Genomic DNA, 15,961 nt, shown 5'->3' with positions numbered 1-15,961 from the left:
AGAATCTGGATAGCGATCTGCAGTAAACGGCTATTGCCCCTTCGTACCCGCTCTTAATCTGGCTGTGCCTGATACGCCCCATCTGGCGTTACCTGATACGCCATTTGGCGTTGCCTGATACAAGAACAATGGAGGGTACGACCCCATGACCGGCACACTCGATCGCCTTGCCCGGCAGCTCACCGATTCCTTTCAGGAGGATCCAGCCAAGGGCATCTTCCGCTGCCGCCGCGACGTTTTCACCGATCCGGATCTGTTCGAGCTGGAGATGAAGCACATCTTCGAGAGCGGCTGGGTTTACCTCGCCCACGAGAGTCAGATTCCCGAGATCAACGATTACTTCACCACCCATATCGGCCGCCAGCCCGTGGTCATCACCCGTGACAAGGCGGGTGAGCTGCATGGCCTGATCAACGCCTGTGCGCACCGCGGCGCCGTGCTGTGCCGTCGCAAGCAGGGTAACAAGGGCTCGTTCACCTGCCCATTCCATGGCTGGACCTTCAGCAACGCCGGCAAGCTGCTCAAGGTGAAGGACGCCAAGACCGGTGGCTATCCCGAGAGCTTCGATTGCGACGGCTCTCATGACCTCAAGCGCATGGCGCGCTTCCAGGGCTATCGCGGTTTTCTGTTCGGCAGCCTGAGCGAGGCGGTACCGGCGCTGGAAGACTACCTGGGCGAGACCCGGGTGATCATCGACCAGATCGTCGATCAGGCGCCGCAAGGCATCGAAGTGCTGCGCGGCAACTCCTCGTACTTCTACGACGGCAACTGGAAGCTGCAGATCGAGAACGGCGCCGACGGCTATCACGTCAGCTCGGTGCACTGGAACTACTCGGCGACCATGCAGCGTCGCAACTACGAAGCCGAGGGCACCCGTACCGTGGATGCCAATGGCTGGTCGAAGAGCGTCGGTGGTTTCTATGCCTACGAATACGGCCACATCCTGCTGTGGACCCGGCTGATCAACCCCGAAGTGCGCCCGGTGTTCGAGCACCGTGACGAACTGGCGGCGCAGTTCGGCGATACCCGTGCCGACATCATCGTTGGCCAGACCCGCAACCTCTGCCTGTACCCCAACGTGTACCTGATGGATCAGTTCTCCACGCAGATTCGCGTGGTGCGGCCGATTTCCGTCGACAAGACCGAAGTGACCATCTACTGCTTCGCCCCCAAGGGGGAGAGCGACGAGGCCCGCGCGTTGCGCATCCGCCAGTACGAGGACTTCTTCAACGTCACCGGCATGGGCACGCCGGATGACCTGGAAGAGTTTCGCGCCTGCCAGACCGGGTATGCCGGCCAGGCCGCGCAGTGGAACGACCTCAGCCGGGGCGCCAGCCACTGGATCGAAGGGCCGGACGATAATGCCAGGGCCATGGGCATGCAGCCTCTGCTCAGCGGCGTGAAGTCCGAGGACGAGGGTCTTTTCGTGCGCCAGCACGCCTACTGGGCGCAGGCCATGGGCAAGGCCATCGACAGCGAGCGGGCGAAGCTGATCGCCACTGATGGGGAGCACGCCGCATGAGCGCCAATCGACAGCTGATCCTCGATTTCATCTACCGCGAAGCGCGTCTGCTCGACGATCGCCAGTGGGACGAATGGCTGGAGTGCTATTCGAGTAAGGCGGTGTTCTGGATGCCGGCCTGGGACGACGACGACGGGTTGACCGAGGACCCGCAGCGGGAAATCTCGCTGATCTACTACCCCAACCGCGAAGGGCTGGAGGATCGCGTATTCCGTATCAAGACCGAGCGCTCCAGCGCTAGCACCCCGGAGCCGCGCACCGCGCATTTCATCGCCAACCTGGAGGTGCTCGAGGAGAGCGCCGAGCAGGTTCAGGTGCGCTTCAACTGGCAGACCCTGAGCCATCGCTACAAGAGCACCGACGTCTACTTCGGCACCTCGTTCTACCACCTGGACATGCGCGGCGATCAGCCACTGATCACCGCCAAGAAGGTGGTGCTCAAGAACGACTACGTGCACCAGGTGCTCGACATCTATCACATCTGAATCCGCGCGCGGCCGCCCCTCGCAGAGCGTGGCGGCCGGGCCGAGGTATCGCCATGACGTACACCATCGCCCTGAATTTCGAAGACGGGGTCACCCGCTTCATCGACTGTAAGGCCAACGAAAAGGTGCTGGATGCCGCCTACCGCAACCGCATCAACCTGCCCATGGACTGTTCCGACGGCGTGTGCGGCACCTGCAAGTGCCGCTGCGAAGACGGCGATTACGATCAGGGCGAGGACTACATCGAGGATGCCCTCAATGAAGATGAAGCCGCCCAGGGCCTGGTGCTGACCTGCCAGATGGTGCCGGCTTCGGACTGCGTGATCGCCGTACCGGTGCCGTCCACCGCCTGCAAGACCGGAACGAACAGCTTCGAAGGCGAACTGGTGTCGATCACCCCTCACGCCGATGCGGCGCTGGAAGTGGCATTCGACATCGCCGGTGGCGCCGCCGCGCCGAGTTTCCTGCCGGGGCAGTACGTGAACATCGCCGTGCCCGGTGCTGGCCAGACGCGCGCCTACTCGTTCAGCAGCAAGCCGGGTGAATCGCGCTTCAGCTTTCTGATCAAACGTGTACCAGGCGGGCTGATGAGCGCCTACCTGGATCAGGCGCAGTTGGGCGAGCGTCTGCAGTTCACCGGGCCGCTGGGCACCTTCTACCTGCGCGATGTGCGCCGGCCGCTGCTGCTGCTGGCCGGCGGCACAGGCCTTGCACCGTTCCTGTCGATGCTCGAAGTACTCGCCGAGCGCGGCTGCGAGCAACCGATTAGCCTGATCTACGGGGTGACCCGCGATCTCGACCTGGTCTTGCTCGAACGCCTCCAGCAACTGGCCGAGCGCCTGCCGACCCTGGTGTTCATCACCTGTGTGGCCGAGACGCAGTCCCAGCATCCGCGCAAGGGCTACGTCACTCAGCACATGAGCGCGGCGATGCTCAACGACGGTGACGTCGACGTCTACCTGTGCGGGCCGCCGCCTATGGTCGACGCGGTACGCCAGCACTTCAGCGAGCAGGGCGTCACTCCGGCCAGTTTCCATTACGAGAAATTCACCCCGACCCAGGTGGTCAGCACCGATCGGCAAGCCCTGTCGGCCTGAGGAGAGCGCCATGTACAAGCGATTCGATAACAAGGTGGCGCTGGTCACGGGCGCAGCGCAGGGCATCGGCCGACGGGTCGTCGAGCGCCTGGCGAGCGAGGGCGCGCGCGTCGTGGCGGTGGATCGGGCCGAGCTGGTTCATGAGCTCAACGACGAGCTGGGGCAGGGCGCCGAGTTGCTGACCCTGACCGCCGACCTGGAACGCTACGAGGACTGCCAGCAGGTGATGAGGCAGGCCGTGGAGCGTTTCGGTCGCCTGGATATCCTGATCAACAACGTGGGCGGCACCATCTGGGCGAAACCCTTCGAGCATTACCGCGAGGCGGAAATCGAGGCCGAAGTGCGTCGCTCGCTGTTCCCGACCCTGTGGTGCTGCCACGCCGCCTTGCCGGTGATGCTGGAGCAGGGCAGCGGCGCCATCGTCAACGTGTCGTCCATCGCTACTCGCAGCGTCAATCGCGTGCCCTACGGTGCGGCCAAGGGCGGCGTCAATGCGCTGACCGCCTGCCTGGCCTTCGAGAACGCCGGGCGTGGCATTCGCGTCAACGCCACAGCCCCTGGCGGCACCGAGGCGCCGCCGCGACGTATCCCACGCAACGCCGCCGAACAGAGCGAGCAGGAAAGGACCTGGTACCAGCAGATCGTCGACCAGACCCTCGATAGCAGCCTGATGAAACGCTACGGCACGCTCGACGAGCAGGTCGGCGCGATTCTGTTTCTGGCCTCCGACGAGGCTTCGTATATCACCGGCGTGACCCTGCCGGTCGGTGGCGGTGATCTGGGCTAGCACCTCACGTAACACGAGTAGACCAGGCGACAACGCCTGCCACGGCTTCACAACAACAATAAGAGACCCATGCCATGCGTAACCTCGACGTCAACGACGTGATCGACAATGCCCGTTTCAATTCCTTCCACTGGCTGGTGATGTGCCTGTGCGCCTTGCTGCTGATCTTCGACGGCTACGACCTGTTCATCTACGGCGTGGTGCTGCCGGCGATCATGCAGGAATGGGGGCTCACGCCCCTGCAGGCCGGCGCCCTGGGCAGCTACGCGCTGTTCGGCATGATGTTCGGCGCGCTGCTGTTCGGCAGCCTGGCTGACAAGATCGGTCGCAAGAAGGGCATCGCCCTCTGCTTCGCGCTGTTCAGCACGGCGACCATCGTCAACGGCTTTGCCACGAGCCCCACCGAGTTCGGCATCTGTCGCTTTATTGCCGGTCTCGGCTGCGGCGGCCTGATGCCCAACGCCGTAGCGCTGATGAACGAATACGCGCCGAAGAAACTGCGCAGCACCCTGGTGGCGGTGATGTTCAGCGGCTATTCGCTGGGCGGCATGCTGTCGGCCGGGGTGGGCATCTTCATGCTGCCGCGCTTCGGCTGGGAGTCGATGTTCTTCGCCGCCGCGCTGCCGCTGTTGCTGCTGCCGGTGATCTTCCATTACCTGCCCGAATCCATCGGTTTTCTGGTGCGTCGCGGCGAGCATGACAAGGCCCGCGCGCTGCTCCAGCGACTCGATCCAGGCCAGTCGCTGGGTGCGGACGTGCAGTTGGTGATCAACGAGCGCAAGGGCAGCGGCGTGTCCGTGCTGGAGCTGTTTCGCAATGGCCTGGCGGTGCGTACCCTGTCGATCTGGGTAGCGTTCTTCTGCTGCCTGCTGATGGTCTACGCGTTGAGCTCCTGGCTACCCAAGCTGATGGCCAACGCCGGCTACAGCCTGGGCTCGAGTCTGTCGTTCCTGCTGGCCCTCAACTTCGGGGGCATGGCCGGCGCGATTCTTGGTGGCTGGCTGGGCGACCGTTTCAACCTGACCAAGGTCAAGGTCGGCTTCTTCATCGCCGCTGCCGTGTCGATCAGCCTGCTCGGCTTCAAGAGCCCGACGCTGGTGCTGTATCTGCTGATCTTCATCGCCGGGGCGACCACCATCGGCACGCAGATCCTGCTGTACGCCGGCACCGCCCAGCTGTATGGCCTGTCGATCCGTTCCACGGGGCTTGGCTGGGCCTCGGGTATCGGCCGCAACGGCGCCATCGTCGGCCCGCTGCTCGGCGGTGCGCTGATGGGGATCGAGTTGCCGCTGCAGCTCAATTTCATGGCCTTCGCCATCCCTGGCGCCATCGCCGCCCTGGCCATGCTGGTGTTCGCCCTGAACAGCGCCAGTGTCGCCAGGCTCGACCTGCAATCCAGCAAAGCCTGATCGCCACCTCCATCCGTACCCTGATCCATCTCCGTTCACCTCATCGTTGAACGGGGAGCGGCTGCGGCCGCCCGCTTGACGGAGCGAAGCAATGACGCTGTTCAAGGACGTGTCGCTGTCGGCGACCGTCGCCGGCTTTATCGCCACGGTGATTTCCTATGCCGGGCCGCTGGTGATCATCTTCCAGGCGGCGCGCACGGCCGGTCTGCCGGCCGAAGTACTGTCGTCGTGGATCTGGGCGATCAGCATCGGCAGTGGTGTGCTGGGCATCGTACTCAGCCTGCGCTACCGGGCGCCGGTGGTGATCGCCTGGTCGGCGCCGGGCTCGGCGCTGTTGGTCAGCCTGTTGCCGCAAGTGAGCCTCGGCGAGGCAGTGGGCGCGTATCTGGTGGCCAACCTGATCGTGCTGGTGGTTGGCCTCAGTGGCGCCTTCGACAAACTGGTCGCACGGCTGCCGCTGTCGGTGTGTGCGGCGATGCTGGCAGGCATTCTGTTCAGCTTCGGCAGCGCGCTGTTCACCTCGCTTCAGGAACAGCCGCTGCTGGTGCTGGCGATGTTCGTCACCTACCTGATGTGCAAGCGCCTGTCGCCGCGCTACGCGGTGCTGGCGGTGTTGCTGGTCGGCGTTGGGCTGATGGTCGGCCGCGGCGAGCTGAGCGCCGATGCCTGGGTGATCGGCCTGGCCACGCCGGTGTGGATCACCCCGGAGTTCTCTCTGACGGCGATGCTCAACATCGGCGTACCGCTGGCCGTGGTGGCGCTGACCGGGCAATTCATACCCGGCATGGCGCTATTGCGCAGCAGCGGCTATGGCGAGGTACCGGCACTGCCGCTGTTGGCGGGCTGTGGCCTGGGCAGTTTGCTGTTGGCGCCCTTTGCCTGCCATGGCCTGGCGCTGGGGGCGATTACCGCAGCGATCTGTACCGGCCGTGAGGCCCATGAGCGGCCCGAGCGTCGCTACGTGGCCGGTGTGGTGGGTGGCCTGTTCTACCTGCTGTTCGGCCTGTTCGGGGCAACCCTGGTCAGCCTGTTCACCGCCTTTCCCCAGGCGCTGGTGGCGGCGTTGAGGGGGCTCGCACTGTTCGGCGCGATTTCGGCTTCGCTGGCCGGGCCATGGCCGTGCCGCAAGAGCGTGAAGCGGCGCTGGTGGCCTTTCTGGTCACCGCCTCGGGCATGTCCTTTCTCGGTCTGTCGGCGGCGTTCTGGAGGCTGATCTTCGGACTGTTCGCCCATTGGCTGCTGACTCATGGAGCCGCGCCCGCCACCGAGCAGGCCGTGCGTTCCAGGCCCGCTCAAGAGACTCGCTGAACCCCGATTTTCCTGATCCGGCTCTCCGCGCTGTTTGGCTTGGGGCGCCGTTGTACCCATGCAATAACAACAAGAGCAGAGCAATCATGAGTAAACATCAGACTACCTTGTGCGTATTTTCCCTAAGCGTGCTGAGCCTGCCGGCTGCCGTACAGGCCGCGGGCGAGGGCTTCATCGACGGCGCCAGCGCGACCCTGCAGGCGCGCAATTACTACTTCAGCCGGGACTTCTCCGACATCGTCGGTGCCAACCGACAATCCAAGGCCGAGGAGTGGGCCCAGGGCTTTATCCTCGATTTCAAGTCCGGCTACACGCCGGGCGTGGTCGGCTTTGGCCTGGACGCCCAGGGGCTGCTCGGCATGAAACTCGACAGCAGCCGCGACCGGGTCAATACCGGGTTGTTGCCGGTGCGCGACAACGGCGAGGCTGCCGATGAATACAGCCGCCTCGGCGTGGCGCTGAAGGCTCGTTATTCGCAGACCGAACTGCGCATCGGTGAGCTGCAGCCCAACCTGCCGGTACTGACCTTCAGCGACATTCGCCTGCTGCCGCCCAGCTACCAGGGAGCTTCGCTGCTGTCGCGAGAAATCGATGGCCTGACCCTGCAGGGCGGCCACCTGCGTTCCACCAGCCTGCGCAACGAAGCTGGCGACGACAAACTGCAGGCCATGCTCGGCCATGTGCCGCAGCGCCAGGTCAGCAGCGACGCGTTCAACTACCTGGGCGCCGACTACACCTTCAACGACAAGCGCACCACTGCCAGCCTGTGGTACGCGCAGCTGGAGGACATCTACAACCAGCGTTTCGTCGGCCTCAAGCACAGCGAGCCTGTGGGCGCCTGGACACTGGGCGCCAACCTCGGCTACTTCGACAGCCAGGAAGATGGCGACAAGCTGCTTGGCGATATCGACAACCAGGCCTTCTATTCACTGATTTCGGCCAAGCATGGCGGCCATACCTTCTATGTTGGCTACCAGGCGATGTTCGGCGACAACCCGTTCCCACGGGTGTTCGCCAACGTCACGCCGTTGGGCAACGAGGTGCCGACCTATGAGTTCGCCTACACCGACGAGCGCTCCTGGCAGGCCCGTTACGACTACGACTTCGCCGTCCTCGGCTTGCCCGGTCTGACCACCACGGTGCGCTATATCCGCGGCAACAACGTCGATACCGGCCTGGGCTTCGAGGGCAAGGATCGTGAACGCGATCTGGATATCGGCTACGTGGTGCAGAGCGGGGCGCTCAAGGGGCTGGGTGTGCGGGTGCGTAATGTCGAAGCGCGTTCCAACTACCGTAGCGATATCGACGAGAACCGGCTGATCCTTTCGTACACCTGGACGTTGCTCTGAGGCGCTGGCGCGATTTTTTCGCGCGCATGGCGCGCTCCCACAGGGGCGTCGATAGCCGTGGTTCATTGGGCCCAATCGTAGGATGGGGCGAGCCGCGTAGTCGTAGGATGGGTGGAACCCATCGCAGTTTGATGGGTTCCACCCATCCTACGGGCTGGAGAACAGCATCCGTGGGAGCGGGCGGGGACGCCCAGTCCATGCCCGCGATGCTTTTCGTGCCAATGGGCTTGGCAACTCGGCTTGCCAATCGCTCTTACTCACTATCCAGATTCTTCACCAGCTTCAGGCAGCGCCTGAGCAGTGGCGAATTATCGTTCTTGCGGTAGCTGATCACGATGGGTGACGTGGCACTGGCGTCGAGCAATGGCGTGTAGCCGATATCGTCGCGGTGCAGGCGCTGCACGGAGGCGGGCACCAGGCTGATGCCGATGCCGGCGGCGACCAGGCCGATGGCGGTCTGCAGTTCGTTGGTCATCTGCGCCACGCGGATCTTCAGGTCGTTTCGGGCGAACAGCGCCAGCACATGGTCGGCGTAGCTGGGTCGTGGCGAGGCGGGGTAGAGCACGAACGGCTCGCGGGCCAGTTCCTCCAGCGAAGCCGGAGCGACCAGCAATCGATGGCCGGCGGGCAGGGCGGCGACCAGCGGGTCCTGGCGGATCACTTCCTGAACGATGGCCGGGTCTTCGATATGGATGCGCCCGAAGCCGATATCGATACGGCCGCGTTTGAGCGCTTCCACCTGGGGCAACGTGGTCAGCTCGGACAAACCCAGTTCGATGGCGGCCTCGCCGCGCAGTTGGCGGATCAGCTCGGGCAGCGCGCCGTACAAGGTCGAGGGCGCGAAGCCGATGCCGAACCAGCGCCGCTGGCCTTCGGCGATGCGCCGGGTGTCATCGCTGACGCGGCCCAGTTGCTCGAGCAACTGCACGGAATGTTCGTAGAAGAAGCGCCCGGCTTCGGTCAGGCGCAGCGGCCTGCCGCGTTCGATCAATGCCACGCCTAATTCGTCTTCCAGTTGCTGAATCTGCCGGCTCAGCGGTGGCTGAGCGATATGCAGGCGCTCGGCCGCACGGGTGAAATTGAGCGTTTCCGCCAGCACGCGGAAGTAGCGCAGATGGCGCAGCTCCATGATACCTCCAGGGTATGAAACCAGACCGATTCAATATTGGACTGCCTGATTTGCTGAGGTCAATCTGTGCCCAGACAAAAATAAAACCTGAAGGACATGCCCGTGCTTCCTCGCATCCCTTGCTCTTCTCGCCCGCTGCTGGCCGACCTCGTGAAGGGAGCGCCGCAGTGCGCCACTTCGCAGGCGACGGCTCGTGGCATTGCCGCGCATACGGATCATCGCCCATGAGCCTCCCGCTGATCGAAAGCCTCGACACCCTCATCGTCGACTTGCCCACCATTCGCCCGCACAAGCTGGCCATGCATACCATGCAGCAGCAGACCCTGGTCATCCTGCGCTTGCGCTGTAGCGACGGTATCGAAGGTGTCGGCGAAGCGACCACCATCGGCGGTCTGGCCTATGCCGGGGAAAGCCCGGAAAGCATCAAGACCAACATCGATACCTATTTCGCACCGCTGCTGATCGGCCAGCCGGCCGGCAACATCAATGCCGCCATGCTGCGCATCGACCGCAGCGTGCGCGCCAACACCTTTGCCCGTTCGGCGGTGGAAACCGCGCTGCTCGATGCCCAGGGCAAGCGCCTCGGGCTGCCGGTCGCCGAATTGCTCGGTGGCCGCGTGCGCGACGGCCTCGAAGTGGCTTGGACGCTGGCCAGCGGCGATACCGCCAAAGACATCGACGAGGCCGAGCGCATGCTCGACCTGCGTCGCCACCGGGTTTTCAAACTGAAGATCGGCAGCCGCGAGGCGGCGCTGGACATCGCCCACGTCGCCGCGATCAAGCGCGCCCTGGGCGACCGTGCCAGTGTACGGGTGGACGTCAACCAGGCGTGGAGCGAGGCGGTGGCCATTCGCGCCTGCCAGGCCCTCGGTGATGCCGGCGTCGACTTGATCGAGCAACCGATACCGCGCCAGGACGTGCTCGCCCAGGCCCGCGTTAGCGCCCGCAGCCCGGCGCCGATCATGGCCGACGAAGCCATCGAGAGCGTCGAGGACAGCTTCAATCTGGCCCGCGGCGGCGCCGCGCCGGTGTTCGCCCTGAAGATCGCCAAGAACGGCGGCCCGCGCGCCGTGCTGCGCAGTGCCTACATCGCCGAAGCGGCGGGCATCGGCCTGTACGGCGGCACCATGCTCGAAGGCAGCGTCGGCACCCTGGCCTCGGCCCATGCCTTCGCCACCCTGAGCAAGCTGGAATGGCACACCGAACTGTTCGGCCCGCTGCTGCTGACCGAGGACATCCTCGTCGAGGTGCCGGTGTACCGCGATTTCGAACTGAAGATCCCGACCACGCCGGGCCTCGGTGTGAGCCTGGACGAAGAACGCCTGCAGCGCTTCAGCCGCCGCTGAACCGAACCCACAAGGAGAAAGCCATGCTGTTTCACGTGCGCATGACCGTCAAACTGCCCACCGACATGCCGGCCGAGCAGGCCGCCCGCCTCAAGGCCGACGAAAAGGAACTGGCCCAGCGCCTGCAGCGCGAAGGCACCTGGCGTCACCTGTGGCGCATCGCCGGACTTTACGCCAATGTCAGCATCTTCGACGTGGCCGACGCCCAGGCCCTGCATGACACGCTGATGCAGCTGCCGCTGTACCCGTACATGGACATCGAGGTCATGGCGCTGTGTCGCCACCCGTCCTCGATCCACGATGACGATCGCTGATCGGCGCCATCACTCGCCTGATCCGATCACCACAACAACAAGATGAGGAAACACGCCATGACCGTACGTATCGCCCAGACCGTCGAAGTGCAGAAGTTCTTCGAAGATGCCGCCGGCTTCACCAACGACAAGGGCAATGCCCGTATGAAGACGGTGATTCACCGTGTACTCAATGACACGGCGAAGATCATCGAAGACCTGCAGATCACCCCGGAAGAATTCTGGAAAGCGGTCAACTACCTGAACGAGCTCGGCGCACGCCAGGAAGCCGGGCTGGTGGTTGCCGGCCTCGGTGTCGAGCACTACCTGGACATGCTGATGGACGCCGAGGACGAAGAGGCCGGCCACACCGGCGGCACCCCGCGCACCATCGAAGGCCCGCTTTACGTGGCCGGCGCGCCGCTGAGCAAGGGCGAAGCGCGCCTGGACGACGGCACTGATGCTGGCACGCCGCTGTTCATGCAGGGGCGGGTGTTCGACACCAACGGTAAGCCGTTGGCTGGTGCCATCGTCGACGTATGGCATGCCAATACCCGTGGCACCTATTCGTATTTCGACCCGGCGCAATCGGAGTTCAACCTGCGCCGCCGCATCGAGACCGACGCCGAAGGCCGTTATCGTTTCCGCAGCATCGTGCCGTCCGGCTACGGCTGCCCGCCCGATGGCCCGACCCAGCAGCTGCTCGACCAGCTCGGCCGCCATGGTCAGCGTCCGGCCCACGTGCACTTCTTCATTTCCGCGCCCGGCCATCGCCACCTGACCACCCAGATCAACCTGGATGGCGACAAGTACCTGCACGACGACTTCGCCTACGCCACCCGTGACGAGCTGATCGCCAGGATCGACTTCTCCGACGATGCGGCGCGTGCCAAGGCTTACGGTGTAGAAGGTCGCTTCGCCGAAATCGAGTTCGATTTCACCCTGCAGTCCACCACCGAGCCCAAGGCGCAGAAACGCCACGAGCGGGTTCGCGCGCTGGAGGTATAAGCCCCGCGCCGCCCAGCAGGGCGAGGTGCCGCGCTGCCGTTCATCTGCCTTGCCGGGCAGGCGAGGGGCCGCGCGGCGTCCTGCATTGAACGGTCACACTGAATGGCGGCGAAAGAGATGTAACCCTTTGTCACGCTGGCGTATCGCCTGCCAGGGGGATGGTTAGAATCGCCGGACGATTAGTGGATTGCCCGATGGCGGCGATTTAGCCTTATAAGAAAAACAACGAGGCCTGATGATGAGCGATTTCCTGCTGAGCGCGCGCAGCCAGGTGTTCGAGCGCGCCGACCCTTACACGGTGTCCGACTACGTCAATCTGCACGTCGGTGCCCATTGCATTCGCCTGCCGACCACGGGTTTTCCCGAAGCGAGCCTCAATCACCGCAAGTTCGCCAGCCTCGACCTGTGCCGCATCAGTTATGGCGGCAGCGTGCGCGTCACCTCGCCGGCGCTGGAAACCATCTATCACCTGCAGGTACTGCTCAAGGGCAACTGCCGTTCGCAGTACCGCGGCCAGGAGCACTTCTTCGTGCCCGGCGAGTTGCTACTGATAAACCCGGACGACCCGGTGGACCTGACCTATTCGGCCGACTGCGAGAAATTCATCGTCAAGCTGCCGGTCAGCCTGTTCGAGAACACCTGCCTGGAAAACCGCTGGATGCTGCCGCAGAGCGGCATTCGCTTCACCGCGGCACGCCACGACATGCGCGAGCTGGAGGGCTTCTCCAACTTGCTGATGCTGATCTGCCAGGAAGCCGAAGCGGCCTCCAGCATGCCCCAGGTGCAGGAGCATTACGTGCGCATCATCGCCAGCAAGCTGCTCGGTCTGCTCGGCAATAATGTGCAGCGCGTGCAGCCCCGGGCTCAGACCAGCTCGTTCGAGCAGGTGGTCGATTACATCGAGCAGAACCTCACCCAGGACATCGGCATCGAGCAGCTGTTGGCCGTAGCAAGGGTCAGCGAGCGTTCGCTGTATGCGCTGTTCGAGCGCCACGCCGGCATCAGCCCCAGGGATTACGTGCGCCAGCGCAAGCTCGACAGAATCCACGCCCAGCTGCTCGACCCAGCAAGCGCGGTGCGCAGCGTCACCGAAATCGCCCTGGATCACGGCTTCCTGCACCTGGGTCGCTTCGCCGAAGCCTACCGTCGCCGCTTTGGTGAGCTGCCGTCTGAGACCTACAAGCGCAACCGCTAAAAGGCGAACACAAGTCTCGTTCGATTATCGAACGGATAGTCGATTATCGGATTGTTAGCAGGCTATTGGGTGAGTACCTTGTGACCATACGGCACACCCGCCGCCCAGCACCCAGAGCAACAAGACGAGAACGACCATGGCTGAGATTCTCTCCCTGCGCGAAGCGGTCGAACGCTTCGTTCACGATGGCGACACCGTTGCCCTCGAAGGCTTCACCCACCTGATTCCGACCGCTGCTTCCCACGAGCTGATCCGTCAGAACAAGAAGGATCTGACCCTGGTGCGCATGACCCCCGACCTGGTCTACGATCTGTTGATCGGTGCCGGTTGCGCCAAGAAGCTGGTGTTCTCCTGGGGCGGCAACCCCGGTGTCGGTTCGCTGCACCGCCTGCGTGACGCCGTCGAGAAACACTGGCCGCACAAGCTGGAAATCAGCGAACACAGCCACGCCGCCATGGCCAATGCCTACGTCTCCGGCGCCTCCAACCTGCCATTTGCGGTGCTGCGCGGCTATCAGGGTTCGGACCTGGTCAAGGTCAACCCGGACATCAAGTTCATCGAATGCCCGTTCACCGGCGAGAAGCTCGCCGCGATCCCCAGTGTGCGTCCGGACGTCACCGTGATCCACGCGCAGAAGGCCGACCGCAAGGGCAACGTGCTGATCCAGGGCATCCTGGGCGTGCAGAAGGAAGCCGCACTGGCGGCCAAGCGTTGCATCGTCACCGTCGAGGAAATCGTCGACGATCTCCAGGCACCGATGAATGCCTGCGTGCTGCCGACCTGGGCCATCACCGCGGTCTGCGTGGTACCCGGTGGCGCCCATCCGTCCTACGCCCACGGTTATTATGAGCGCGACAACCGCTTCTACCAGGCCTGGGACCCGATTGCCCGCGACCGTGAAACCTTCACCGCCTGGATCGACGAATACATCCGTGGCACCGAGGATTTTGCGCAATACCAGGCGAAGGTTAATGGGGAGGCCAAGTGATGAGCGATTTCAACACCAATGAAATGATGACCGTGGCCGCCGCACGCCGCCTCGGCAATGGCAGCGTCTGCTTCGTCGGCATCGGCCTGCCGTCCAAGGCCGCCAACCTGGCGCGTCTGACCCATGCCCCGGAAGTGGTGCTGATCTATGAATCCGGCCCGATCGGTGCAAAGCCGAGCGTGCTGCCGCTGTCCATCGGTGACGGCGAGCTGGCGGAAACCGCCGACACCGTGGTGCCGACCGGCGAAATCTTCCGCTACTGGCTGCAGGGCGGGCGCATCGACGTCGGCTTCCTCGGCGCCGCCCAGGTCGACAAGTTCGGCAACATCAACACCACCGTGATTGGCGACTACCACGCGCCGAAAGTTCGTCTGCCGGGCGCCGGTGGCGCACCGGAGATTGCCGGCAGTGCCAAGAAAGTGCTGATCATCCTCAAACAGGGTCACCGCACTTTCGTCGACAAGCTGGCGTTCATCACCTCGGTCGGCCACGGCGAGGGCGGTGATCATCGCAAGCGTCTCGGCCTGCCGGGTGACGGCCCGGTGGCGATCATCACCGACCTGTGCATCATGGAGCCGGAAGCCGGCAGCAACGAATTCATCGTCACTTCGCTGCACCCGGGCGTGACCCGTGAGCAGGTGATCGAGAACACCGGCTGGCAGATCCGTTTCGCCGACAACGTGACCACCACCGAGGCGCCGAAAGCCGAGGAGCTGGCTGCGCTGCGTGACCTGGAAGCGCGCACCGCCGAGGCCCACGGCCAGAAAGGAGGTGACGAATGAGCCGCGAAGTCTTCATCTGCGACGCCATCCGCACGCCGATTGGTCGCCTCAACGGCGCGCTGTCCGCGGTGCGTGCCGACGACCTGGCAGCGATCCCGCTCAAGGCCCTGATCGAGCGTAACCCGCAAGTCGATTGGTCGGCGGTCGATGAGGTTTTCATGGGCTGCGCCAACCAGTCCGGCGAAGACAACCGCAACGTCGCGCGGATGGCGCTGCTGCTCGCCGGCCTGCCGGAAACCGTGCCGGGCGTGACCCTCAATCGCCTGTGCGCCTCGGGCATGGAAGCGGTCGGCGCTGCCTTCCGTGCCATCGCCTCGGGCGAAATGGAACTGGCCATTGCTGCCGGCGTCGAGTCGATGACCCGCGCGCCCTACGTGATGGGCAAGGCAGACAGCGCCTTTGGCCGCGGCCAGAAGCTGGAAGACACCACCCTGGGCTGGCGCTTCGTCAACCCGGCGATGAAAGAACAGTACGGCGTCGACCCGATGCCGGTCACCGGTGACAACGTTGCCGAGGACTATGGCGTCAGCCGTGCCGACCAGGACGCCTTCGGCCTGCGCAGCCAGCAGCGTGCAGCGGCGGCCCAGGAAGCCGGTTACTACGCCGAGGAGATCGTCCCGGTGGTGATCAAGACCAAGAAGGGCGAGATCGTCGTCGACCGTGACGAGCACCCGCGTGCCGACACCACGGCCGAAGGCCTGGCCAAGCTCAAACCGGTCAACGGCCCCGACAAGACCGTCACCGCCGGCAACGCCTCGGGCCTCAACGATGGCGCCTCGGCGATGATCCTGGCCTCGGCCGAAGCCGTTGAACAGTACGGCCTCAAGCCCCGTGCCAAAGTGCTGGGCATGGCCAGCGGCGGCGTTGCCCCGCGCATCATGGGCGTCGGCCCGGTGCCGGCGGTGCGCAAGCTGCTGACGCGCCTGAATCTGGACATCGATGCCTTCGACGTGATCGAGCTGAACGAAGCCTTCGCGGCCCAGGGCCTGGCAGTGACCCGCGACCTCGGTCTGCCGGACGACAGCCCCAAGGTCAACCCGAACGGCGGCGCCATCGCCCTCGGCCACCCGCTGGGCATGAGCGGCAACCGCCTGGTGCTGACCGCGGTGCACCATCTGGAAAAGACCGGCGGCAAGCTCGGCCTGGCGACCATGTGCGTGGGCGTGGGGCAGGGGCTGGCATTGGCTATCGAGCGGGTTTGATCGCGGAATCGGCCGTTTGTCTTGGTAGCCTCGTAGGGTGGATGGTGCTTTTTCATCCACC

Annotated in this window: 14 protein-coding genes and 1 pseudogene; 14 read left to right on the top strand and 1 reads right to left on the bottom strand. The window is 64.2% G+C overall.

Going from position 1 to position 15,961, the window contains the following annotated elements; genetic code table 11:
* Positions 1 to 145 precede the first annotated feature (145 nt).
* The 7 genes and pseudogenes from FB481_RS08720 (at position 146) to FB481_RS08690 (ending at position 7,957) form a co-directional block, all read left to right on the top strand.
* A complete protein-coding gene (locus FB481_RS08720; protein ID WP_147176023.1) occupies positions 146 to 1,522 on the top strand; it encodes a Rieske 2Fe-2S domain-containing protein in 1,377 nt (458 codons plus the stop codon).
* Positions 1,519 to 2,007, top strand: coding sequence for a benzoate 1,2-dioxygenase small subunit (benB, locus tag FB481_RS08715; RefSeq protein ID WP_147176021.1), 489 nt, complete (start codon positions 1,519 to 1,521; stop codon positions 2,005 to 2,007). The genes FB481_RS08720 and benB overlap by 4 nt, the downstream gene beginning before the upstream one ends.
* 53 nt (positions 2,008 to 2,060) lie before the next feature.
* On the top strand, positions 2,061 to 3,104 hold the full coding sequence (gene benC, locus FB481_RS08710) for a benzoate 1,2-dioxygenase electron transfer component BenC (RefSeq protein WP_147176019.1): 1,044 nt from the start codon (positions 2,061 to 2,063) through the stop codon (positions 3,102 to 3,104).
* Positions 3,105 to 3,114: 10 nt separating this feature from the next.
* The gene (locus FB481_RS08705) at positions 3,115 to 3,891 is read left to right on the top strand and encodes a 1,6-dihydroxycyclohexa-2,4-diene-1-carboxylate dehydrogenase (protein ID WP_147176017.1); all 777 of its coding nucleotides are present in this window, start codon (positions 3,115 to 3,117) and stop codon (positions 3,889 to 3,891) included.
* Positions 3,892 to 3,965: 74 nt separating this feature from the next.
* Positions 3,966 to 5,300, top strand: coding sequence for an MFS transporter (locus FB481_RS08700; protein ID WP_147176016.1), 1,335 nt, complete (start codon positions 3,966 to 3,968; stop codon positions 5,298 to 5,300).
* A gap of 91 nt (positions 5,301 to 5,391) precedes the next feature.
* Positions 5,392 to 6,608: pseudogene (locus FB481_RS08695) on the top strand (benzoate/H(+) symporter BenE family transporter).
* Between the two features lie 86 nt (positions 6,609 to 6,694).
* On the top strand, positions 6,695 to 7,957 hold the full coding sequence (locus FB481_RS08690) for an OprD family porin (RefSeq protein WP_147176014.1): 1,263 nt from the start codon (positions 6,695 to 6,697) through the stop codon (positions 7,955 to 7,957).
* A gap of 253 nt (positions 7,958 to 8,210) precedes the next feature.
* Here FB481_RS08690 and FB481_RS08685 read toward each other — a convergent pair whose 3' ends face one another.
* Positions 8,211 to 9,086, bottom strand: a complete 876-nt coding sequence (locus tag FB481_RS08685; RefSeq protein ID WP_147176012.1) for a LysR family transcriptional regulator — start codon at positions 9,084 to 9,086, stop codon at positions 8,211 to 8,213.
* 224 nt (positions 9,087 to 9,310) lie between these two features.
* Here FB481_RS08685 and FB481_RS08680 point away from each other — a divergent pair, with 224 nt between their 5' ends.
* From FB481_RS08680 to pcaF, 7 genes are all read left to right on the top strand, one after another.
* Positions 9,311 to 10,432 (top strand): muconate cycloisomerase family protein, encoded by a 1,122-nt coding sequence (locus tag FB481_RS08680; protein ID WP_147176010.1) that lies wholly within the window; start codon positions 9,311 to 9,313, stop codon positions 10,430 to 10,432.
* Positions 10,433 to 10,455: 23 nt separating this feature from the next.
* Positions 10,456 to 10,746 carry a muconolactone Delta-isomerase gene (gene catC / locus FB481_RS08675; RefSeq protein WP_074885032.1) on the top strand — a complete coding sequence of 97 codons (291 nt, stop codon included), beginning with the start codon at positions 10,456 to 10,458 and terminating at the stop codon, positions 10,744 to 10,746.
* A gap of 57 nt (positions 10,747 to 10,803) precedes the next feature.
* Complete coding sequence (gene catA / locus FB481_RS08670) at positions 10,804 to 11,733, top strand: catechol 1,2-dioxygenase (protein ID WP_147176008.1); 930 nt, start codon at positions 10,804 to 10,806, stop codon at positions 11,731 to 11,733.
* Between the two features lie 238 nt (positions 11,734 to 11,971).
* On the top strand, positions 11,972 to 12,928 hold the full coding sequence (locus FB481_RS08665; RefSeq protein ID WP_147176006.1) for an AraC family transcriptional regulator: 957 nt from the start codon (positions 11,972 to 11,974) through the stop codon (positions 12,926 to 12,928).
* A gap of 136 nt (positions 12,929 to 13,064) precedes the next feature.
* Positions 13,065 to 13,916 (top strand): CoA transferase subunit A, encoded by an 852-nt coding sequence (locus FB481_RS08660; RefSeq protein WP_147176004.1) that lies wholly within the window; start codon positions 13,065 to 13,067, stop codon positions 13,914 to 13,916.
* Positions 13,916 to 14,698, top strand: coding sequence for a CoA-transferase subunit beta (locus FB481_RS08655; protein ID WP_093506894.1), 783 nt, complete (start codon positions 13,916 to 13,918; stop codon positions 14,696 to 14,698). Before FB481_RS08660 ends, FB481_RS08655 begins: the two co-directional genes overlap by 1 nt.
* Positions 14,695 to 15,900, top strand: a complete 1,206-nt coding sequence (pcaF, locus tag FB481_RS08650; protein WP_093506896.1) for a 3-oxoadipyl-CoA thiolase — start codon at positions 14,695 to 14,697, stop codon at positions 15,898 to 15,900. The genes FB481_RS08655 and pcaF overlap by 4 nt, the downstream gene beginning before the upstream one ends.
* Positions 15,901 to 15,961 lie beyond the last annotated feature (61 nt).

Origin of the sequence: Pseudomonas sp. AG1028 (genome assembly GCF_007993955.1) — a bacterium.
In the GTDB taxonomy this organism is placed as follows: domain Bacteria; phylum Pseudomonadota; class Gammaproteobacteria; order Pseudomonadales; family Pseudomonadaceae; genus Aquipseudomonas; species Aquipseudomonas straminea.
Note: the sequence above shows the minus strand (reverse complement) of the source record. Positions and strands in the feature narration are given on the sequence as shown.